Origin of the sequence: Pinibacter aurantiacus (assembly GCF_019130065.1) — a bacterium.
Classification (GTDB): Bacteria; Bacteroidota; Bacteroidia; order Chitinophagales; family Chitinophagaceae; genus Pinibacter; species Pinibacter aurantiacus.
In genome coordinates, this window is sequence record NZ_JAHSPG010000003.1 from 254,965 (window position 1) to 276,735 (window position 21,771).

The 21,771-nt window shown below is 41.7% G+C and carries 18 protein-coding genes; 11 read left to right on the forward strand and 7 right to left on the reverse strand.

The genetic code is table 11. The annotated features are described in order from the left end of the window. The first annotated feature begins 190 nt into the window (after positions 1 to 190). From KTO63_RS06890 to KTO63_RS06900, 3 genes are all read left to right on the forward strand, one after another. Complete coding sequence (locus KTO63_RS06890) at positions 191 to 1,300, forward strand: M42 family metallopeptidase (RefSeq protein WP_217790498.1); 1,110 nt, start codon at positions 191 to 193, stop codon at positions 1,298 to 1,300. A gap of 95 nt (positions 1,301 to 1,395) precedes the next feature. Next, entirely contained in the window at positions 1,396 to 2,370 is a 975-nt protein-coding gene (bioB, locus tag KTO63_RS06895; protein ID WP_217790499.1) for a biotin synthase BioB, read from the forward strand. 150 nt (positions 2,371 to 2,520) lie between these two features. After that, positions 2,521 to 2,886 carry a cupredoxin domain-containing protein gene (locus tag KTO63_RS06900; RefSeq protein WP_217790500.1) on the forward strand — a complete coding sequence of 122 codons (366 nt, stop codon included), beginning with the start codon at positions 2,521 to 2,523 and terminating at the stop codon, positions 2,884 to 2,886. Positions 2,887 to 3,043: 157 nt separating this feature from the next. On the opposite strand, the gene KTO63_RS06905 is transcribed toward KTO63_RS06900, so the two are convergent. Then, positions 3,044 to 3,676, reverse strand: a complete 633-nt coding sequence (locus KTO63_RS06905; RefSeq protein WP_217790501.1) for a porin family protein — start codon at positions 3,674 to 3,676, stop codon at positions 3,044 to 3,046. A gap of 369 nt (positions 3,677 to 4,045) precedes the next feature. After that, complete coding sequence (porW, locus tag KTO63_RS06910; RefSeq protein ID WP_217790502.1) at positions 4,046 to 7,339, reverse strand: type IX secretion system periplasmic lipoprotein PorW/SprE; 3,294 nt, start codon at positions 7,337 to 7,339, stop codon at positions 4,046 to 4,048. A gap of 496 nt (positions 7,340 to 7,835) precedes the next feature. Between porW and KTO63_RS06915 the strand changes: the two genes are divergently transcribed. The 4 genes from KTO63_RS06915 (at position 7,836) to KTO63_RS06930 (ending at position 9,984) form a co-directional block, all read left to right on the forward strand. After that, positions 7,836 to 8,231, forward strand: coding sequence for a hypothetical protein (locus tag KTO63_RS06915; protein WP_217790503.1), 396 nt, complete (start codon positions 7,836 to 7,838; stop codon positions 8,229 to 8,231). An 11-nt stretch (positions 8,232 to 8,242) separates the two neighbouring features. Continuing rightward, complete coding sequence (locus KTO63_RS06920; RefSeq protein WP_217790504.1) at positions 8,243 to 8,704, forward strand: bactofilin family protein; 462 nt, start codon at positions 8,243 to 8,245, stop codon at positions 8,702 to 8,704. A gap of 265 nt (positions 8,705 to 8,969) precedes the next feature. Then, positions 8,970 to 9,377, forward strand: a complete 408-nt coding sequence (locus tag KTO63_RS06925) for a hypothetical protein (RefSeq protein ID WP_217790505.1) — start codon at positions 8,970 to 8,972, stop codon at positions 9,375 to 9,377. Then, positions 9,370 to 9,984, forward strand: a complete 615-nt coding sequence (locus tag KTO63_RS06930) for a SprT-like domain-containing protein (protein ID WP_217790506.1) — start codon at positions 9,370 to 9,372, stop codon at positions 9,982 to 9,984. Before KTO63_RS06925 ends, KTO63_RS06930 begins: the two co-directional genes overlap by 8 nt. A gap of 126 nt (positions 9,985 to 10,110) precedes the next feature. On the opposite strand, the gene KTO63_RS06935 is transcribed toward KTO63_RS06930, so the two are convergent. Further along, entirely contained in the window at positions 10,111 to 10,611 is a 501-nt protein-coding gene (locus KTO63_RS06935) for a GNAT family N-acetyltransferase (protein ID WP_217790507.1), read from the reverse strand. Positions 10,612 to 11,075: 464 nt separating this feature from the next. On the opposite strand from KTO63_RS06935, the gene KTO63_RS06940 reads away from it, so the two are divergent. Continuing rightward, the gene (locus KTO63_RS06940) at positions 11,076 to 11,663 is read left to right on the forward strand and encodes a hypothetical protein (RefSeq protein ID WP_217790508.1); all 588 of its coding nucleotides are present in this window, start codon (positions 11,076 to 11,078) and stop codon (positions 11,661 to 11,663) included. Positions 11,664 to 11,919: 256 nt separating this feature from the next. Here the strand turns inward: KTO63_RS06940 and KTO63_RS06945 are convergent, their stop codons facing one another. From KTO63_RS06945 to KTO63_RS06955, 3 genes are all read right to left on the reverse strand, one after another. Beyond that, the gene (locus KTO63_RS06945; RefSeq protein WP_217790509.1) at positions 11,920 to 13,122 is read right to left on the reverse strand and encodes a hypothetical protein; all 1,203 of its coding nucleotides are present in this window, start codon (positions 13,120 to 13,122) and stop codon (positions 11,920 to 11,922) included. A 73-nt stretch (positions 13,123 to 13,195) separates the two neighbouring features. Next, entirely contained in the window at positions 13,196 to 13,999 is an 804-nt protein-coding gene (locus tag KTO63_RS06950) for a type 1 glutamine amidotransferase (protein WP_217790510.1), read from the reverse strand. Positions 14,000 to 14,097: 98 nt separating this feature from the next. Then, complete coding sequence (locus KTO63_RS06955; protein ID WP_217790511.1) at positions 14,098 to 16,623, reverse strand: M14 family metallopeptidase; 2,526 nt, start codon at positions 16,621 to 16,623, stop codon at positions 14,098 to 14,100. A 199-nt stretch (positions 16,624 to 16,822) separates the two neighbouring features. Between KTO63_RS06955 and ggt the strand changes: the two genes are divergently transcribed. The 3 genes from ggt (at position 16,823) to KTO63_RS06970 (ending at position 20,876) form a co-directional block, all read left to right on the forward strand. Then, positions 16,823 to 18,514: a gamma-glutamyltransferase gene (gene ggt, locus KTO63_RS06960; RefSeq protein WP_217790512.1), complete on the forward strand. Its 1,692-nt coding sequence runs from the start codon at positions 16,823 to 16,825 to the stop codon at positions 18,512 to 18,514. A gap of 145 nt (positions 18,515 to 18,659) precedes the next feature. Next, positions 18,660 to 19,193, forward strand: a complete 534-nt coding sequence (locus KTO63_RS06965) for a DUF1572 family protein (protein ID WP_217790513.1) — start codon at positions 18,660 to 18,662, stop codon at positions 19,191 to 19,193. Positions 19,194 to 19,409: 216 nt separating this feature from the next. Beyond that, entirely contained in the window at positions 19,410 to 20,876 is a 1,467-nt protein-coding gene (locus KTO63_RS06970; RefSeq protein WP_217790514.1) for a Gfo/Idh/MocA family protein, read from the forward strand. A gap of 106 nt (positions 20,877 to 20,982) precedes the next feature. Here the strand turns inward: KTO63_RS06970 and KTO63_RS06975 are convergent, their stop codons facing one another. Beyond that, a complete protein-coding gene (locus KTO63_RS06975) occupies positions 20,983 to 21,762 on the reverse strand; it encodes a hypothetical protein (protein ID WP_217790515.1) in 780 nt (259 codons plus the stop codon). Positions 21,763 to 21,771: the final 9 nt, after the last annotated feature.

Below are 21,771 nucleotides of genomic sequence, written 5' to 3' on the forward strand. Positions count from 1 at the left end.
AGCGTGCCGTTCCTGCGGAGCTTTCCGGTTGAAATTCAACTAACCGCATCGGTCGATATGTTCGTAGCTATCCAGCGGACGGTTTTCCAATTTTCCTGACATTAATCATATATGCTTAGCGGTTTTAAGTTGCCTCCGAATATTTCTGATATTCTCCTTTCCCCTTATCTTTGACCGCTAAAACGCATTCATGGCAGCAAAGAAAGAAAAAAGCAGCTCTTTTTTAACCGATAAATCAATGTCGTTTTTAAAAGAATATATTAACAATGCCTCTCCGGTAGGATTTGAAGCAAGCGGCCAAAGAATCTGGCTTAATTATTTAAAACCATTTGTAGATACCACATTTGTAGACCCTTATGGCACTGCGGTGGGCGTAATCAATCCCGATGCTCCTTTTAAAGTAGTGATCGAAGCACACGCAGATGAAATTAGCTGGTTTGTAAATTACATCACTCCCGAAGGTCTTTTGTACCTAAAGCGCAATGGCGGCGTGGACCACCAGGTAGCTCCTGCACAAAGGGTGTTTATCCACGGTAAAAAGGGCAACGTTCCTGCCGTTTTCGGGTGGCCAGCCATTCACACTCGTCTTTCCAATAATGAAAATAAAGAACCGCAACCAAAGGTTGAAAACCTGTTCCTTGACTGCGGCGCCAGAAACAGAAAAGAAGTGGAAGAGCTCGGCATTCACATTGGAGCGGTAGTAACCTACCAGGAAGGTTTTGCAGAACTGGCTAACGATTACTATATCGGTCGCGCATTCGACAACCGCGTTGGTGGTTTTATGATCGCAGAAGTAGCAAGATTATTAAAAGAAAATAAAAAGAAACTTCCTTTCGGACTTTACGTCGTAAATGCTGTGCAGGAAGAGATCGGTTTGCGTGGTGCTGAAATGATCGCAAGAAGAATTAAACCGAACATTGCGATTATCACTGATGTTACCCATGATACAACAACGCCAATGGTGAACAAGATCATTGAAGGCGATATCGCTTGTGGTAAAGGCCCTTCATTGGCATTTGGACCGGCGGTTCATAATAAGCTATTGCAGGTGGTGCAGGACGTAGCGGAGAAATCTTCTATTCCTGTTCAACTGAGGGCAGTGAGCAGAAGCACCGGTACAGACACCGATTCTTTTGCATACGCCAATGATGGTTGCCCATCTGTATTGATTTCAATTCCTTTGCGCTACATGCACACGACTGTGGAAATGCTGCACAAAAGCGATATTGAAAATACGATCAAACTGATGTATGAAACAGTTTTGACATTGACACCAAAAACTAATTTGAATTATCTGTAGAGCCAAGGCATCACCTTGGCTGCAATTAAGACAAGACAATGCCTATAGTACAGACAAGGCAATGCCTTGTCTCTATCATCCCAAAAAAAATTACAATGACTATTAGAAACGACTGGACCAAAGAGGAAATCTCCGAAATATACAATACTCCCTTGCTGGAGCTTATTTACAAGGCGGCTACGATTCACCGTGAGCATCAGGATACTGCAGAAGTACAGGTTTGTACTTTGCTATCTATCAAAACAGGCGGCTGTCCTGAGGATTGCGCTTATTGCCCGCAGGCTGCACGTTACAATACAGGTGTAGATGTACAGGCTTTAATGAAAAAAGAAGAAGTACTGGCATATGCAGAGCGTGCTAAAAATGCAGGTTCTACACGCTTTTGTATGGGCGCTGCATGGCGCGAAGTTCGCGACAACCGCGACTTTGACCGCGTGATCGACATGGTAAAAGGAGTGAACGAACTGGGTATGGAGGTTTGCTGTACGCTTGGTATGCTTTCTGAAGACCAGGCGAAGAAATTGCATGATGCGGGTTTGTATTCTTACAACCACAATGTAGATACATCTTCTGAACACTACGCAGATATCATTTCTACACGTACATATAACGACCGCTTAAATACACTTGATAACGTGCGTAAAGCAGGTATCAGTGTTTGTAGCGGAGGCATCATAGGTTTGGGTGAAAAACATGAAGATCGCATCGGCATGTTGCACACATTGGCTACACTTCCTCAGCATCCTGGCAGCGTTCCTATTAATGCGCTTGTTCGTGTAAAAGGAACTCCACTTCAAGATAATCCCAAAATTGAGATCTGGGATATGGTGCGTATGATCGCTACTGCAAGAATCATTATGCCTCGCAGCATGGTGCGCCTGAGTGCAGGTAGAACAGAAATGTCATTATCTGAACAGGCATTGTGTTTCATGGCGGGAGCAAACTCCATCTTTACCGGTGAGAAATTGCTTACCACTCCGAACCCTGGCTTCGATGAGGATATGGCAATGTTCCAGTTGTTTGGATTAAAGCCGAGAGAGGCATTCAAAGAAGAAAAAGAACTTGTTTAATGATATTTAACCATGGAAAAAGCGCCTCAACAAGGCGCTTTTTTTATGCAATTATCCGCAAGCCTGACTCTGTGTTAATGAGCTAAATGCAGCCAAAATGCAAGCAACCGGCGACCGTGTTGTTACGTATTTAAGAAATAAAGCGATTTTATGAAAACAAAACTCATATCAGCAGGATTTCTGATTGTTTTGTGGAGTACATTGATCGTCATATCCTGCAGTAAAGACAGCGGTTACGGCTCGAGTAGCAATAGCGGTAATAACCAGGGAAATAATACCGTTTCAATGCAATACACACAGTACGATCCCAGCACCATAACCGTAAAAGCGGGTACTACAATTACCTGGATCAACAATGACAATATGGATCACACGGTAACAGCAAATGATGGAAGCTTTGATAGTGGAACAATAAAACAGGGAGGTAAATACACTCACACATTTTCCACTGCTGGCACTTTTTCTTATCACTGCACTTTTCATGCAAACATGAAAGGTTCTGTTGTGGTCCAATAACTGAATAACTGATTAACTGAATAACTGAATGTTCATATTCGGTTATGCTCATCGAAAATAAACCACTCAGTTATTCAGTCATTCAGTTATTCAGTTATTAAAAAAAATAGTGCGCAGCTTTCGCTACACACTACCTTTTCTTAAGCATTAAAAAAACCTATTTTAATCTAACCGCAACACCGATGAGGATGTGCGAAGAATGCCATGAGTAACGGTCGTCCACATTGTTGATGTCCGACAACCCAAAGTTGTAACGGCCATAGATGCTTACGCTTTGCACATTGAACTGAGCACCTACGTTTCCGCTGAACTCGCCTTTTGTAAACGCATCTTTGTCATCTCTCAGCAGATCTTCATTATCAAACAACATGTAGTTGTACTGAGGCCCTGCCAACACCGAAAACATTTTGGTGACATTGTATTTCAACAGCACCGGAACATTCAGGGTCGTCAGTTTAATTGCTGTGTTTCCTGAAGCCTTTCCTGAGTTTACGTAATACACCATAAAATCATCTGATCTTTTAGTGTTTGACTGGCTCACTAATATCTCAGGTTGCAAGCTCCAATTTTTGCTGAAATCCCAGCTTCCAAACAAGCCGCCTTCTGCACCAGTTCCAAATTTTGTGTCCATTCCATTCCCTCTAATGCTGGTGAAATTAAGGCCAGCCCTTATTCCCCAATGGAACGAAGACTCCGGAATTGGCTGTGCAGTTGTCGCAGGTTGTGTACCAGATTGAGCACTGGCCAGTGTAACAAATAATAGTGCTACGATTGTAAGTTTAACTTTCATGCGTACAGGTTTTAGGTTACGATCGGTAAAATCAATAATCAATTAAAAAACGAATCTTCTCGTATAACGCCCCAAAACTATTTCTTACCTCAGATATAGAAAAAATGGCGTCGACCAATAACGAATAAATAACGACAAAAATTTTTATGGAGGTAGATGGCGAATGTGGAAGGGTAAAAAAGTGGAGAGTTGAGAATGGAGAGTTGAGAGTTGGTTGGCCTTACACAAAAATGCCTGCGGGCATAACCTGCAGGCATTCTAGAATTTTTGAAATAAATGGTATCTTACGAGGCTTAAATTTTTCAACTCTCAACTCTCAACTCTCAACTCTCAACTCTCAACTCTCAACTCTCAACTCTCAACTCTCAACTAAAACTGTGACGGCAACGACTGCTGCAAGAATGTCTTATACTCCTGGATATTCTTCTTGTTCTTCAACAGCTCAAGGTTATCGTCTGAAAGAAGTATGAATGAATATTTGCTGGCGCTGAGCCATGGAATAATTTCTGATGGCGCAGCCTTCTTGGCTTTTTGCAAGTAATCGAGTGCTTCGTTTATACTTGCAAATCCTTTGAATAGCAAAAGCTTGTTGTTCTCGTCAATGATTACATTGCTTAACCCGATCGTCTTTCCGCTGTAGTAATCCCTGTTGTAGCGGCTGAAGGCATTTCTTGCTTCTGTTACATACACCGGATCAACTTTTTCCATTACAAGTGCTACAAACTGTGGTTTGCGCGGATCTATTGAATAAGCTGATTTCACTTCGTTCAACGGAATTACATTTAGTTTGGCAGAATCTATCTTTTGTCCTGATTGTAAACCTGGTACTGCGACTATAGGATTGCCTTTTGCAATGGCTGATGAATCCACAGTCTCCTTGTTGATATTTTGTTTTGCCAGTTCCTTTTGCTGGTTCTCGTATTGGTACAATAAAGTTGAATCTATCGTACGCGAACCTGTTACTATGCCCGGCACAACCACGCCCGGTTTGGCAGCGTTTAAACGACCTGTAGAATCTGCCCTTCCACCAATCAGTTTACCTGAAAGATCTTTTTCATACAGGTACAATAATCCCGGATCAATAGAAGCAAGCGCTTGTTGATTCGGATTGATATTGGTTTTATCAAGTCTGCCCTTATCGTTTAGCAACTTCACATCATTTGGTTTTCCCTTCGCCTCTTTTATGTCAAAATCCTCCGGTTGCGGCTGCTGCTTCTTAGGCTCTGCATCAGCAATGGCGGCTGTTGTATCTTCTACTGGTCTTTCTATTTTCAGATTGGTCAGGTATTCTTCAATTTCCCTTCGTCTGCTTAATACACTTAAAAGGTTTTGCGTTTTTTCACGCATGGTGCTGTTAGGATACAATTGCAAAATACTGTTCAACACCACCCTCGCTGTACTGTCATCGCGCTCGTGCACATAATGCACGCCTTCGATATACAGCAATTGCGGTGTCCAGTATTTGTTGCCATACTTGCTGTCGGCAATCTTCTTTTCAGCCGCTGCTTCGGTAAAATTACCTTCTATGAATTTGTTATAGATATCGTCGTATAAAGTGGTCGCATCCCGTTTCAGCAAACTGTCTGCAGAGATGCCGCCATTTTTTAGTCTTGCTGCCAGTTTTCCATTTGGATACTTGCTGTCCAATTGTCTTTTAATGGCCATCTGTTTGTCAGTTATTCCCAATCTCTCGTAACAATAGTAAAGATTGAAAAGAGCATCCTGCTCATGTACCGTTTGCGGAAAATGCTGCAGCAGCGATTCATATTTTTCAATGGCAGAAGCATAGTCTTCAAGATAATCCTGCAAGCCAACGCCTAGCTCAAATGTGGCGTGCTCGATTGAATCATTTGATATTTTTAATTTCTCCGGAGTGGTGGGCAATTTATCAAGCAAGCTTTCAAAACTAAAAGCACTTGCCGCAGCATTCTTTTTAGCCGCGTCATCCGCCCCCTGACCGCCATTGTTCATCTGCGCCACTGCACCCGCAATTGCAGCGGACCGTCGCCAGTTGTCTACATTCGGTCTTGTTCCCCAAACAGATTTAAATTCCGTGGCACCTTTTGTTTTTTGCGTGGCATTATAAAAATACCAGTCGCCTTTTGTGTTGGTATTAAAAAGATCGGTTACTGCAGCATTGTTGCTTCCGGGCGTATTCACACTTCCGGAAGTATATTCTTCATCCTTAAGGCCCTGTTGTCTCCTGAGCGTTCTTTGCACTTTCCTTATCACTTCATCCCTCTCCTTTTGTGGCAATGCAGCAATGTATTGTAAGCTATCCTGGCGATGAATAATATCCATTTGCTTGACGACAACATGCAGAGCTTCTCGTCGATCTTTTAGCTGTGCTTCAATACCAAGTGCCGGATCGAGCGACGAAACGTTCACGCTGTCATAGTAGCGGCTTGCCTCACCGTATTGTTTCTGTTTAAATGAAATGTCGCCCAATGCTAGAAATGACTTGGCTTTCTGTCCCGGGTTATCTATGCTGGAGTGTACACTTTTTAAAAGTAGTTGCTTGGCATTCTCGGGATCATTTTGCATTTGTGCCACCTCTGATGCAGTGTAATAAACAATGTCGCGGTACATCAGGTATTTTTCACGCTTTGCCATTTTCAACAGCTCCTGCATCGCTTGTGCCAGCGGGTTATGAAGCGAATCGTTTGCAAGCCTTGCATTGTTTAACCGTGCATAAACTTCCTGCACCGGATTGATCGTGTGCTTAATTGATTCTGTATAATATTGAGAAGCTAGCGTCTTGTTATTTGTCATTGAGTACATCTGCCCCAGCAAATATTCCCATCTCGATCTTTCTTCGTTGTTGTCTGCATTGTCCAGCGACTTTGCTAAGTAAAAAGCACTGCTATCATAAATTTCCTGGCGGTAAAAGTTCCAGGCCTGCATTTCGTTTAGATCAGTTGCCAATCTTTTGGGAAACAAAGAATCCCTTTTAAGCGTCAATATCAAACTACTTGCTTCCACATACTCATTGCTTGCAATAGACGTTCTGATCTGCCATATTAAAGCATCATTACGGCTTGGCGGCCGCGCCCACAGTCGGTGCGCAAATTGTGTATTTTCTTTTGTAGAAATGGAAAAAGCGTTGCCACCTTCGTCAGCATTTGCATTACTTCCGATGTATTTATCATATCCCCCTTCCTCCTTTGGTGCAAACGAAAAATTCACGAACTGAAAAGTAACGTGTGCGGAATCCAGCTGGTTTCGGAAATAATATGCCTGACCAATCAACAGGTATAAATTGTCTATATAACTGTTGCGAAGATCGTGCAGCAAAATGCCCGCGGTTGACTTGTAGATTACGCTGTCAAGGTCCTGTTTAAAAGTTGCAGTTCTATCGAGCCTGTAATTATAAAAAGGCAGCAGTCTGCTGTAGTCATCTTTATGCATTTCTTTTGCCCGGGAAAGTACCTGGTCAAGCTTGGTGGCAGCGTTGAAATAATAGTTGTAATGAGTAACTGTATTCTGAATGAATTTTCTGGGAAGCTTAAACTTCGTTGTTTCTGTTTTTTCGGCCCCTAATGTGCGGTTCTCGAATTTTTTTGGCTTTTTGATATCAGGGTCAAGATGGGGCTGGGCAAAAGCGTGTGCTAAAGCCAACAACAAGGTAGTTACAAACAAAAATCTTTTCAACGATAAAAACATCTTCTTGGATAAAGATTTAATAACTTATTTAAGGAAAAATTATTTCAAATTTACTTCAAAAAATTAAGCCAAAGTTCCCCGGAAAGAGCAGCGAAATGGAAGGGAAAATCCGGCGAACCTGCTTAATATTATTATTTGCAATTATACATTTCTTTACGAGCTACTGCAAGTTCATCATTAACATCACTTAGGCCAAGTATTTCTACGGTGTTTTTTTCAATATCCCACAAAAAGCGCAAAAAATGTCCCTTTTAAAAAGTCATGTAACAGATTTCGATTGCAGGTTTCAGCATTTTTTTCTTTTTTAGCATTGTTATTGCTGGGAGAAGCCGTGAATCGTGAAGGGTGAATGGTGAATAAGATTCCCGATCATTGGATACGATTAATTATCAGGGATTATTCACGATTGACGATTGACATTTCACGATAATAATTTTTGCGATGGTTAGCTGTTAAAATGAACTGAAACACTACCTTAGAGCACTGAATTATAACTATGGCGAAAATAGAAGGAACTTCTACACTAAAAAGGCTGAGAAACCGTTATAGACTGGTAATAATGAACGATGACTCCTACGAAGAGGTCGTTACATTCAAGCTATCGCGGTTAAGTGTATATGTTTTTCTAAGTACCATTTTTGTTTTGCTTACAGGACTCACAGTGGGTTTGATAGTGTTTACGCCGCTTAAATTGTACATACCCGGTTACGGATCAGGATCAGGCACAAGAGAGTTGAGGGAGTTGAAAATGAGGACAGATTCTCTTGAAAGGGCCACAAAGTATAAAGACCAATATCTGGAAAACGTAAAAAAGGTTTTGGGTGGGGATGCTACGGTAAAACTGGATACCAGTTTGCTAAATGTTCCTGAGCCCGAAAAATCCACTGAATAAAATCTGATACTATGTTTAAAAACAAATCCAACAGCGACTTCTCTCCGGCAGAAGTTGCATCACCTAACAGTACAAGTCTTGTAGGTGCGGGCACCACTGTGAAAGGCGACCTTACCAGCAACTCCAATATGCGCATCGATGGCACCATCATCGGGAACATCAACAGTACAGCCAAAGTTATTATAGGGCCAAATGGCAAAGTTGAAGGCGACATTATTGCCCAGCAGGCAGATGTTGTAGGTAAAATTACGGGCAACGTAACCGTAAAAGAACTGCTTCAACTGAAAGACAACAGCATTGTGAATGGCAACATTGCTGCAGGTAAATTGCAGGTAGAGCCCAACGCTTCATTCAACGGTAATTGCCACATGATCCCGGCAGGAACGGTTCAAATGACTGAACCAGAAGTTGAACAAGAAGCAGATGCAGTTTTGTCTTCAGGTAAAAAAGAAAGATTGGCGATGGTGAAATAATACTAGTTCAATTAATATTAATAAAGAATAATTAATAGGGTTGCAGTCTTTAAAAAGTGCAACCTCATTTTTTTTGCAATTCCCTTTGATGGCTCAATCGAATGAAAGAGCCAACTGAGGAGACCTAAAAGATTAATTACTAATTATTAATTATTAACTACCGGGTCTGGAAATAGAACAAGCTACCCCTAGGCCAGTATTGGTTTGGGGATTAACTTTGCCGTACACTTGATTGAAGTAAAAAAAAACAAAGCTGCGGCAGCAAATGGAAAATAAAAGCATACTAAAAGCAATTCAGCCAATAATTTTCGTATTCGTTATCATTACTATTTTAATTTTTGCCTGCAAGGCATTTTTGCAGACAAACGGGTTTAATGTCACGGTGCTTGCCTGTGGCAATCTTCTACTTTTTTTAGTTTCAGCCTGTTCGTTCGTATTGTACCAGCGCGGACTGGCCCACTCCTCCACACAGGGCTTCCTGAGAAATGTTTACAGTGGAATGTTCCTAAAACTTATGGTCTGCATGATTGCAGCCTTTGCATATGTTTTTGCAGCGAGGCAAAATATCAATAAGCCTGCGCTTTTTGCTTGCATGGGAATGTATTTAATTTATACCTTTTTTGAAATGCGTAGTGTATTACAATTAAGCAAGCAGCAGAAAAAAAATGCCTAAATCAGAACAACCTCTTCATAGTTTACAAGCATTCATTCCTCAAGGTTCATTAGAGCCTGTGCTTCAGTATATTCATCAGTTTAAGGTTCACCTCACTATTACGCGTGAACGAAAATCTGTACTGGGAGACTATCGCCATGCAGTGCCGGGAAAAAACCATCGCATCAGCGTAAATGGAAACCTTAATCAATACGCGTTCCTCATCACACTAATCCACGAGTTGGCACATCTTGTGACCTTTCTGCAATTTGGCAACAAAGTGCAATCCCATGGAAAGGAATGGAAAGAATTATACAAACAATTGCTCTCACAGTTTTTGCATAAAGATATTTTCCCCGCAGATGTGGAAAAGACTTTACTGAAGTCGTTAAACAATCTTCCTGCCAGCAGTTGCGCAGATGAAAACCTGATGCGTGTTCTAAAAAAATACGATCCCGTAAAAGAAGGTATGAAACTGGTAGAGCAAGTGCAGGAAGGAGAAAACTTCACCATAGAAGGAGGCCGCGTTTTCAAAAAAGGCAAACAACTCCGCAAACGCTTCCAATGCATAGAAATAAAAACCGGCAAAGTGTATTTGTTTAGTCCGGTGTATGAAGTGTACGCTTAATTAGTTGAGAGTTGAGAATGGAGAGTTGAAAGTTACTTATATAGTCAAACACTCTGTGTTTAAGCTTTAATGTTGTATCTTCAGGGACTACATTTTTCTCAACTCTCAACTCTCAACTCTCAACTCTCAACTCTCAACTCTCAACTCCTTAATCATCCACACATCACAACCAAAATGCCCTGAATTACCCAACGGAGCATCCAGATATTGAAAGCCAAATTTTTCGTAGACTTTTACCGCTTTGTGCAGTTCTGGCAATGTTTCCAGGTACATTTTTGAATAACCTTCCCCTATTGCGTATTCTATACATTTATCAATAAGAAATTTGCCCAGCCCTCTTCCACGCGCTTTGGACGACAGATACATTTTTACAAGTTCGCAAGTATCTGAAGGCAGCCCTTCTGTGGGATAAATGCCCACGCCACCAACCACTTCATCATTTATAAGCGCCACAAAATATACGCTCCGTGGTTGCTGAAAGAGTTCAAACAAATTGTCGGTTGTCGGATCGAAGTATGCAGTTCCAGGTTTGTTGGCGCCAAACTCAGTCAATGCGTTTCGCAAAATTGCGGCCAATGCTTTATTGTCTTCCTGTCTTATCTTCCTTATCACTATTTCTTCATTCATGCAACAAAGTTAGGAGCTCGAATGCGATTCGCTCCACACAGCTTCCATTATACCGGTTTATAGCGTTTATACACCATTCGTTTTTTTACGATGCCGATGAAAATTCCTTTTTTTCCAAAAAACAGGATTTATCTAACTCTATGATTATCAAAGATAGTGGGGTGTGCAGTTTCTAACATCGGATATAGTATTTCTACACATTTGTATTTTACGGAAATCTTACTTTTTAACGGCAGCAAAACAGACTTTCGTTAGTCGGCCATTATTAACTCGATTGTCAAAATCAATGGCAATCAGCATTTCAAAATCGAGGTAACCTTTTGTTAACATCTATGAAAACCGAAATAACGTTGTTGAATAAACGATATTCAAATCGTGTTGTTTTATTTTTTTATCAAACGACCCTACACCTATTTGATGCTAAAAAGTTATGCTCTAAACTTGCCGTCATAAATCCTACTTCAATGAAGCCGACTACTGCCCTGATTATCTGCCTGCTGGCAACAACCATTGGTTATGCGCAGTCATCAACAACCCCAAGAAAAGGAAACTTTTCTGAAACGATGACCGCGGTTCTGAAAGACTTTACATTTAATTACAAAAACATTGCGGGAGATCTTGTTTTATCACAAGGCGAAATTGACAACTACGCTTCTAATATTGAATTGGAAGGTTCCGAGAGTTGTATGATCACGCGATACCACTCAGCACTGGACACAACTGCAAGCTGGCAAGCAGTTATGGGTCACTATGAAGAATATCCTCAGGCCGCCAAAGCTTACAGCGCATTCTATCGCAACCTCAACAATGTGAACATAAAATTGATTGATGGTTCTATTCTTTACCTGAAAGGAAATTATGAAGCGCCGAAAGAGGAACTGGCTTTTGTAACGAGCGCATTGCATTTACAAACAGGTGATGACCGCTACAAAAATTTGAAAGTGGAGCTTGAATTGTTGTATGAAATGAATAGCTGGGTGATCAACATTAACGTGGTTACAAAAGAGGACGACAGCAAAGTACGTCCTGACTGGATGGGAAAAAACGACTAAATATAAAGGATGTTAATTTCGTTTTTCTAGGATGTGGTGCGGAGTTTCTACTCCGCACTTTTTATTTCGAGAGCACGCAGATGACACTGATTACACTGATTTACACTGATTTTTTTGAACGAAAAATTACATTGCATTTGATATCTAACGCTACACAGAAAGCATTCTTAATTCTTAATTCTTAATTCTTAATTTCTAATTCTTAATTTCTAATTCTTAATTTCTAATTCTTAATTCCTAATTTCTAATTCCTAATTCATAATTCCTCAAAAAAGCAAACACTCCCTCCCACCCAGGTCTTGTTTTTATTATATCGTGTGCCGATCATTTTTCCTTTACTCAGACGGGCGAGATTAAGGACAGCTTTGGGTCTTGACCAATCTTTGTTCCAGAGGTACATGATGCGGATCTCAGCTTTTGCAGGATCGTTTTCGTCGGGTGTTTTTATGATGTTTGCATATTGAACTTTGCGTTGCAAAATCCAGTTTTCCAGGTCGTCTATTTTTTCAATTTCTTCTTTAGTTACATCGATTACTACACCTTGCCCTGCAAATGAAAACAACGGCTTCAATACATAGTTTTCAAGATCAGCAGGCAATTGTTTTATTTCATTAAGGAAAAAAGTCTGAGGTACATATTCGTGCCTCAAAAATGGCAGCGTGTATTTGCTAATGCGATAAAACCAGTTGGGATGCGGAATCCACTCTACATCGAAGTCTTGCGTAATATCAATCAGGTTTTCAAACTCGTGGCGTCTTGCTTTTAATTCATCGGTAATGACGCGATTGTAAATTCTTTTGATCAATGTCTTTTTGCCATCGCGCATGTAAAACAACTGACGACCTTCCAGTATCAATTCAGAAATACAAACAGGTTTGATGCCTGTATATTTTTCTGTACAATAAAAATCTATTCGCGTTTTTTGCTCATGCGGTTTTATTTCCAGCAACACAACATTTTCGACCGGCAGATCATCTGAAATTATCTTCTTAAACTCACCGATAAAACTCTCTTTCGTATAGCCGCCTAAATATGGCGTAAAATTTTCCGGCACATACAAATGTTTGCGCATGATCTCGGGGAACCAGGCATGAAAAGCATACATCGACGGAAATCCCTGCATTTCAATTAGCATGGGTTCTATTTCGCCATTCTTGCTTTCACAAATGCCAAAATCAAACACCAACATTTGACACGGAGATGTTTCATTGGCAAACCGTTCGCCTGGTGGAATTGATTTTTCCGTAAGCTCTTTAAATGCAGGATCAACTATAAAATCAACAATGCTTTCACAGGCGTCCAACATTTTATTTTTAAATGCTTTGTCCACAAATACCGGTGTTTCCGCCAAACGAAATTCTATAGCGCCGGGATATGCGTCGTCAAGCTCCTCCAGAAAGTCGTTATATGCTTGTTCAGTGAATTGTTTGTTGTATTCGTTGCGTATTTCTGGGATCATGGTTTCTGTTTGGTTGAGAGTTGAGAATGGAGAGTTGAGAGTTTTTGCAAAAACAACTCTCAACTCTCCATTCTCAACTGTTCATAGCGTTTTTCAAAAAATTCGGCAGCATCGTCTCGTACGTCCACAAGATCTTTTCCGGATTGCTTAATGCTTCCACGATCGACTGCCATTTTTCAAAGCTGTATCTTTCAATGATGTTTTGTTTTTTAACGGGGTTTTCAAGATGCACGAGCATTCCTTTTGCATCAGCTTCGGGGTGAAACTGAACGCCTACCATGTAATCATTAAAGCGCACACTCATAATGGCTCTTTCCAGTGGTACATGCGGCCGTTCCTTTTCTATGCATAATATTTTGGCGCCATGCTTTTTTATTTGCTCCATGTCGGGTTGTATCACCTGGTAGTCGCGACTATCCACTACATAAAACGGATCGGGCAATCCGTCAAATAATCTCTCATTTTTCCCATCTGGCAAAAGATGAACAGGAAACACACCAAACGCCGTCGACTTTCTTTTTGCAACCTGTGCAATTCTAAAATGCCTGCATGCCAGTTGAAAGGAATGACAAATGAAAAGCACATGCTTCTTCCGCGTACCTTCTTCTGCGTTCCAACGCTGCAACCGCTCTAGGAAACGGAAATAGTTTACTTCCCACTCCACATCCTCACTCTCCAGCGGAGAACCAGGACCGCCGCTGCTTATGTAAATATCGTAAGACAGATCAGGAACATTATTGCTTAAGCGCACTTCAAATTCATCATGCACTATAGGCAAATTATTGTCCGTTTTAAATTGATCAATAATCTGCTTGATACACCGCATGCCTTCGTTCGCATGACCTTCGTAGAGATCGAGAATTGCAATTCTAATCATGTTTTTTAAACGCTTAACGCTCAACGCTTAATGCAGAACGCCAATCGCTGAGTGCGCCGCACCCAAATGCGTTAAGCGTTAGGCTTTAAGCGTTCAGCCTAGTCCACCATAAAAACCGCATTACAAAACAACAACTTTCCATTCTCCCAAAAACTTCTGAACAAAGGATTGTCAGCGAGATATACCACTTTTCCCCTGCCCATTTCCTGCACACCAAACAGTAAGCCGTCTTTCAGCTTTTCTTTTGTTTTGCTACCGGTAAAACCGGCAATGTAATTATCTTTTCGCAATACGCCCACGTTCCAGCCCTCTTTCATAAACTCGTAAATATTCTCATCCTGTTTCAAAGTGTAGTAGTAATCAGGATAGCCAAATGCAAGCGGATGCGTATTGTCAAGTTCCACTTTAAATATGGAACCCGGAATACTATTCACCAACACATCACGCTCACGATTCTCATAGCGATGCAACAACGAATAATCGCCCTTTATCAAATCATCTTTTTTATCGTCGTCAGCTACTTTTGCCTTGATGCCCCAATCTGCTTTTGACATCTGCATAACTGTGCCATCAACGGCAATTATTTTGCCGCCTCTTTTCACCCAGTTCTTCAATTCATCATTGGCATTCTTGTCATTGAAGAAATCATAATCGCCATCAGGAATGATCAGTACATCAAAACTGTTCAACCCTACTCTTTGCAAATCGCTCACGTTGATAAGCGACACCGGATAATTCAATTGCTGGTCAAATAAATGCCATATCTCACCCATGTTTAATGAACTTACTTCTTTGCCTGCCAACAATGCCACTCGTGGAGATTTGATCACGTGCACTTTGTCCGAGCCGAAATCAAACCCTTTATCCACGAGGCCCGAACTTACAGCATAAACCCTTACGTTTGCCTGCTCTGCGGCAGATTTAATAATTTGTTCCAATGGTTGCGCCAGTGTGTTGTTGCCCGCTTTTGTAAGGATCAAACTTCCTTTGTCAAAATCCTCACTGCCAATTTTAAATGACCTTTCCGCATAGCGCACCTTCAATCCTTTTTGTAAAACCATCGCGAGAAATTTCGCACTGCTCATGCCGTTCCACTGCACCACATAACCGTAAGTTGTTGGCGGTAACGCGAATGTCGTTATTGAATCAGGATTTGTTTTTGTAGTCGTGGTAATGTAGTTTTTTACTCCGTAAGTTTCCAAGCCGTAAGCAAACGGCAGTGACCATGCAGTAATGTCATAAGTCGCAGAATCACTCAGCTTCGACACTCTTTCAAACAGCACTTTGAGGAGATTCGATTTCGGCTGATTTGCATTCACGACAATATCTCCAATTGCTGCTTTAAAACTTTCCTGCTTGCCTGAGAGATAATTCAATCCATTCAGCTGCGCATTGTTTACCTGCAAATACGACCATAAGATTTTGTTGTGGTTCAACAGTTTTTTCAAGCGATCGAGTCTGTCGCCATCATCTGCTTTTATCACATAACTTTTGAAATCTCCATAAGGAGAATTCGTAGCATTGTTATAATAGTTGTGAAACTCCTTCACCAACTTATCTGCATTTTGCGAAGCAATCTCAATGGTTGAAATACCTGTTGTAAAATGGTGCATCACGCGATCGAGCAACGTAAGTGTGTCCCCGGCATCGGTTACAACAGCAAGCCCGCCACGGCTGTTACCGCCCTGCTCGTAAGTCATTCCAATTGCGCCATTATACAGCGGATACGTGTCGCCATAACTAGGATAGAATAAATCAAACTGCTCTTTTGTAAAATACAACCAGCCGTTTTCATCAAAATATTTTGCGTTGTTGCGGCCAATGGTTGTTTGAAAATTTCTTTGCCACTCCGTGATCACTTCGTGAAAAGGCTCTGCAGCAGGTGCGAAATAATATGGATTATTGTAAGATTGCTCATGAAAGTCCACATGAATTTGCGGCAGCCATTCATTGTACTTTGCCATTCTTTGCAGGCTCTCAATTTGCGTTTGCCATGCCCAGTCGCGGTTAAGATCAAAATTGTAGTGATTGCTTCTTCCACCCGGCCACGGCTCACTGTGCTCGCGGGATGCAGAATTCGGATTTGCTTTTTTTCCTACCACCTGGTTGAACCAGTTAACATAACGATCACGACCATCGGGATTCATGCAAGGATCGATAACCACCACCGTATTTTGTAAATAAGTTTTTGTTTTGGTATTCGATGGATTAAGCAACTCGTAAATAGTAAGCATGGAAGCTTCGGACGATGAAGGCTCGTTTCCATGTACATTGTAACTCATCCAGATGATAGCAGGCGCATTTTCAGAGGCGCTTGACTTATCCGCGCCAAAGCCTGCCAGTTTCAAATTGTTCTGACGAATATTTTCAAGGTTCGCAATATTTTCTTTTGTAGAAACAAAAGCCAATAGCAATGGTCGTCCTTCATTGGTTTCGCCATATTGCTCCAGCTTCATCATATCGGGCAATTGCTTTGCGAGATAGTTAAAGTAGTTCACAATTTTATAATGAGGCGTATACCTGCTTCCTATCTTGTAGCCAAGAAATTGTTCCGGGCTTTGCAATTGTGCAAAAGATGTTATTGCAATTAAGCAAACAAGAAAACAGCTAATGAGTCTTTTCATCGAAAATTATTTTTGGGACGTGAATCGTGAATGGTCAATCGTGAATGCAGCTCGCTAACTAAATTCATCACGCAAAAAATCAGGTAACGAAAAGAAAAAAACATACCGATCAATCTTGAACCCTTCATTCACGATTCACGATTGACGATTCACGCTTTCACCCGAATATACTTAAATTGCAGATAGAGAACATTTTGACATGAAAAAACATTTAATTGTTTTGCTGGTTACCTTTTCGCAGTTTTCGTATAGCCAGCAAACCATCCGGCCTTTTGATTACAGCGTTCAGAAAAACTTCAAGGGAAAAAACGGAGCAGTAGTGAGTGCGCATCCCCTCGCAAGCCAGGCGGGGCTTAGCATTTTGAAGAAAGGAGGCAACGCTGTTGATGCTGCCATTGCAACACAACTTGCATTGGCCGTGGTATATCCTGGCGCTGGTAATATTGGTGGTGGCGGGTTCATGGTCGCGCATTTAAGCAATGGAAAAAATGTCACCATCGACTTTCGGGAAATGGCTCCGGGCAAGGCTTCCCGGGATATGTATTTGAATGCAAAAGGTGAAAGCCAGTTAACACTTAGCCAGAACGGCCACCTCGCAAGCGGCGTTCCCGGCACAATTGCGGGCATTTTTTCTTCTCTTAAATATGCACGACTTCCTTTCAAAACATTGATACAACCCGCGATTGATCTGGCAGAAAAAGGATTTGTCATTACCCAGGCAGAAGCAAGGGGATTGAATCATTTCAAAAGCGATTTTCTGAAATACAGTTCCAAAACTTCTGCGTTTGTAAAAGATACAGAATGGCAGAAGGGTGACACACTTGTTCAAACGGAACTTGCCAATACATTGAAACGCATTCGTGACAACGGCGCAAAAGGATTTTATGAAGGCACGACTGCAAAAATGATTGTTGAAGAAATGCAAAAAGGGAAAGGCATTATTTCTTACGACGACCTTAAAAATTATAAAGCCAAAGAAAGAGAGCCTGTTGTTTTCAAATACAAAGATTACACGATTGTTACCATGCCATTGCCTTCCAGTGGTGGGGTGTTGCTACCTATGATGATGAAAATGATTGAGCATCAACCGCTACAAGAATACGGTTTCCATTCTGTAAAAGCAGTGCATTTAATGACGGAGGTTGATAGGCTTGCCTATGCCGACCGGGCAAAATTTTTAGGTGATGTTGACTTTTACAAAGTACCTCTAAAAACACTTACCAGTGACTTGTATATCGCAGAGCGCATGAAATTGTATGATGCTGAAAAAGCAGGTGTGAGCACGAAAATTGGTCCCGGAGAAATTCCATATGAAAGCGACGAAACCACTCACCTGAGTGTGTATGATAAAGACGGAAATGCAGTGGCAATAACGACAACATTAAACGGCGGTTATGGTAGTCGCACGATTGTGGCAGGAGCAGGATTTTTACTGAATAACGAAATGGACGACTTCAGCGCAAAGCCAGGTATTCCCAATATGTATGGCGCGGTAGGCGGCGAAGCCAATGCGATTGCTCCGCATAAAAGAATGTTAAGTTCTATGACGCCAACGATTGTTTTGAAAAATAATCAACCATATTTGGTTGTTGGCACACCCGGTGGCACAACCATTACAACATCGGTGTTTCAATCGCTGGTGAATGTGTTGGAATTTAACCTCAGTCTTGATGATGCGGTGAACAAACCAAAATTCCATCATCAGTGGTTGCCTGACGAACTGGTGGTAGAAGAAAATTTCCCTGGTGACGTATTGGAACAATTGTCAGCAATGGGTTACTCGATAAAAAAAGTTGGCGGCATCGGAAGAACCGAAGCAATAAAAATTGACAATGGAATGATAGAAGCTGTAGGCGATCATCGCGGAGATGACAGCGCAGCGGGGTATTAAACTGAATAACTGATTAACTGATTAACCGAATAACTGAGTGATCGATGATCGTATTGCAAAATTGAAAATGAACCATTCAGTTATTCAGTTACTCAGTTATTCAGTTACTTGGCAATTAGTTATACAACCATAAAAAGTTACAGACATGTCACAAAACCTCCTCACTCAAAATGCCATCAAGCATTTCACCACTTACAAAGGATTGGCAGATAAAACATTTGCGCAGCTTAGCGAGGAGCAAATGCATTATCAGCCGAATGATGCGTGCAATAACATTGCTATTCTTATTCAACACATGAGTGGCAACATGCTTAGCCGCTGGACAAACTTCTTAACCGAAGATGGCGAAAAACCCTGGCGCAACCGCGATACAGAGTTCAATGATCAGCAATTGAACAAACAGCAATTGCTTGATATTTGGGAAAAGGGATGGAAAGTTTTGTTTGATACTTTACAAAGTTTAAAAGAAGAAGACCTCTCCAAAGATATTTTCATTCGTACCGAACCACAATCTGTTACCGATGCCATAGTAAGACAAATCGCACACTACTGTGGTCATGTGGGGCAAATTGTGATGTTGGGAAAAATAATGAAAGCCGGAGACTGGCAACCGCTTTCGATTGCAAAAGGGCAGTCGGATGCGTTTAATAAACTGATGCAAAACAAGTTTGGCAATTAAGAATTAGGAATTAAGAATTGCTTCTGTGTTGCTCCTTGGCACATTACTCAGCAACCAAATCTCCGGAAAGCCATAGCATAATGAATTCTTAATTCTTAATTCCTAATTCTTAATTCTTATTTGTTTTCTACCCAAATTTTCAAATTTTCAAATTACCATATTCTCAAATTTTGCCTCTATATTAGTTTCTCAAACAACAACAACCAACGATCAGCTATGCAAAAAGACTCACCTAAAAAACAAGGCGACAATTCACGCAGAAAATTTATCCGTAACTCCGCTACTGCTCTAGCAGGAATGTACATTGTTCCAAGACACGTTTTGGGAGGCAAAGGCTTCATCGCACCCAGCGACAGGCTTATTATTGCCGGTATTGGTGTAGGCGGTAAAGGAGAAAGCGATATTGATATGTTTAACAAAAGCGGTAAAGCAGAAATTGCCATTCTGTGCGATGTGGATGAACGTCGCGCAGCAAACAGCCGCAAACGTTTTCCTAATGCAAAATTTTACAAGGACTACAGGGAAATGTTGGCCAAAGAAGGTAAATCGATTGACGCGGTTTCTGTTTCCACACCAGACCATATGCACGCCGTACAGGCAATGGCCGCAATGCAGATGGGCAAGCACGTGTACGTGCAAAAGCCCCTGACACATGACATTTACGAAGCTCGAATGCTCACACAAGCTGCTCACAAATACAAAGTGGTTACGCAAATGGGCAACCAGGGTGCCAGCAACGATGGCGTGAGACAATTGACCGAATGGTACCGCAATGGCATCATTGGTGACATCACTGAAATTTTTTGCTGGACAGACAGACCCGTTTGGCCGCAAGGCATACAATGGCCGGCCGCAAAAGGAGAAGTGCCTAAAGAACTTGATTGGGACCTTTGGCTGGGTACCGCGCCGCAAAAAGATTACGTTGATAACCTTCTTCCTTTCAACTGGCGCGGCTGGTGGGATTACGGCACCGGTGCACTAGGTGACATGGGTTGTCATATCATAGCACCGGCATTTTCGGTTATGGATCTCGGTTATCCAACCGAGGCTGAGTGCAGCGTAGGCTCCGTTTATGTGGGTGAATTCAAGCGCGGTTATTTCCCAGACAGTTGCCCTCCTTCTTCACATGTAACGTTGAAGTTTGCTGGAAAAAATGGCAAGCCGGGCGTTAAGCTGCATTGGATGGATGGTGGCATTCAACCGGAAAGACCAGCCGAACTTGGCCCTAACGAATTAATGGGCGATGGCGGCAACGGAGTAATATTTGTGGGTACAAAAGGTAAAATGATGTGCTCTACGTACAGCCTCAATCCGCAATTGCTGCCCACTTCAAAAACAGCTATCACGCAAGTTCCACAAACGATTAAGCGTGTGCCCGGCGGAGCCGATGGTCACTATGCAGCGTGGGTAGATGCAGCAATGAAGGGCTACAGCAGCAAAGAAGCAAAAGAATTAAGCTCCAATTTTGATATTGCCGGGCCCCTTACAGAAAGCATCTTGATGGGCAACCTCGCCATTCGCAGTTACGATATTCGCAAAGCAAAAGAAGGCGGCGGATACACTTACCCCGGTCGTTATATCAAACTTTTGTGGGATGGCGCGAATATGCGCATCACCAATTTTGAAGATGCAAACCAGTTTGTGAAGAGACAGTACAGAGCGGGCTGGAGCCTTGGAGTGTAGGAATGACTGAATAATTGAGCGAGTCTCGAATACTTACCACTAAGGCACTGAGAGCACTAAGTTACACTAAGGAAAACCCTTGGTGAGGCTTAGTGCCCTTAGTGCCTTAGTGTTGAATGAGCGTCTTGTACAGAAACCCCGTAGCCCTTTGTGGTTTTAGCATCGTCACAATAAAGCAAAAGCCCGCCGCAGCCGACAAATGCTTTATCGTGTGTCCGCTGATCACTTCGTGTGTAAACGAAAAAATGTTGCGATCAAATTTTTCACACGTAAATGCGATGGCGTAAAAACCGGCAGCTACTAAAATATTGTATCGTTTTGTATAAGGTGATGGCAACAAAATAATTGACAAGAGAATCAAAAAGATTGCACCGTATTGTGCCACAAAATATGGCATTAAGTTTCCCGAAAACTTCCAGTAAAAGACACTTGCCACTCCATCTGTGATAGCTGCAATTAACAACGACTTTCCTCTCACATTAAGTCGCTCAATAAAAGTTGCTGCGAGCAAAGGCATGAAAACCATGGTCATTGGCAAGCGATCCCACACCAATCTTTTGTCAGTTGGTGCCCAATGATAAAATGCAGAACCAAAAGCAGTCAGCATCAATCCTAAAAACATCCACCGATAAGCGTTTTTAAGATTGTTTTGCGAGGGCTCAATTATTTTATCCTTTGCCAAAACAATTAATCCCCAGAGCGCCACGAACAAAAAAGCCAGATTAGATAACACATCTCCGGCATTGGGAATAAAGAGCAAGGAGCGTTTATCTGCAAAGTCATGAAAGGTCTGTTGTTGGTTAACTGCAGGTAAGATGAATGCAGCAAGTATCAATAAGATGGCTGCAAGGATTACAAGGGTTTGTTTTACTTTTTTTGCGTTCATTGGTTTGGG

Bases quoted from the DNA above. Each gene is read 5' to 3' on its own strand.
- KTO63_RS06890 (WP_217790498.1), top strand. From the start codon at position 191: ATGGCAGCAAAGAAAGAAAAAAGCAGCTCTTTTTTAACCGATAAATCA.
- bioB (WP_217790499.1), top strand. From the start codon at position 1,396: ATGACTATTAGAAACGACTGGACCAAAGAGGAAATCTCCGAAATATAC.
- KTO63_RS06900 (WP_217790500.1), top strand. From the start codon at position 2,521: ATGAAAACAAAACTCATATCAGCAGGATTTCTGATTGTTTTGTGGAGT.
- KTO63_RS06905 (WP_217790501.1), bottom strand. From the start codon at position 3,676: ATGAAAGTTAAACTTACAATCGTAGCACTATTATTTGTTACACTGGCC.
- porW (WP_217790502.1), bottom strand. From the start codon at position 7,339: ATGTTTTTATCGTTGAAAAGATTTTTGTTTGTAACTACCTTGTTGTTG.
- KTO63_RS06915 (WP_217790503.1), top strand. From the start codon at position 7,836: ATGGCGAAAATAGAAGGAACTTCTACACTAAAAAGGCTGAGAAACCGT.
- KTO63_RS06920 (WP_217790504.1), top strand. From the start codon at position 8,243: ATGTTTAAAAACAAATCCAACAGCGACTTCTCTCCGGCAGAAGTTGCA.
- KTO63_RS06925 (WP_217790505.1), top strand. From the start codon at position 8,970: ATGGAAAATAAAAGCATACTAAAAGCAATTCAGCCAATAATTTTCGTA.
- KTO63_RS06930 (WP_217790506.1), top strand. From the start codon at position 9,370: ATGCCTAAATCAGAACAACCTCTTCATAGTTTACAAGCATTCATTCCT.
- KTO63_RS06935 (WP_217790507.1), bottom strand. From the start codon at position 10,611: ATGAATGAAGAAATAGTGATAAGGAAGATAAGACAGGAAGACAATAAA.
- KTO63_RS06940 (WP_217790508.1), top strand. From the start codon at position 11,076: ATGAAGCCGACTACTGCCCTGATTATCTGCCTGCTGGCAACAACCATT.
- KTO63_RS06945 (WP_217790509.1), bottom strand. From the start codon at position 13,122: ATGATCCCAGAAATACGCAACGAATACAACAAACAATTCACTGAACAA.
- KTO63_RS06950 (WP_217790510.1), bottom strand. From the start codon at position 13,999: ATGATTAGAATTGCAATTCTCGATCTCTACGAAGGTCATGCGAACGAA.
- KTO63_RS06955 (WP_217790511.1), bottom strand. From the start codon at position 16,623: ATGAAAAGACTCATTAGCTGTTTTCTTGTTTGCTTAATTGCAATAACA.
- ggt (WP_217790512.1), top strand. From the start codon at position 16,823: ATGAAAAAACATTTAATTGTTTTGCTGGTTACCTTTTCGCAGTTTTCG.
- KTO63_RS06965 (WP_217790513.1), top strand. From the start codon at position 18,660: ATGTCACAAAACCTCCTCACTCAAAATGCCATCAAGCATTTCACCACT.
- KTO63_RS06970 (WP_217790514.1), top strand. From the start codon at position 19,410: ATGCAAAAAGACTCACCTAAAAAACAAGGCGACAATTCACGCAGAAAA.
- KTO63_RS06975 (WP_217790515.1), bottom strand. From the start codon at position 21,762: ATGAACGCAAAAAAAGTAAAACAAACCCTTGTAATCCTTGCAGCCATC.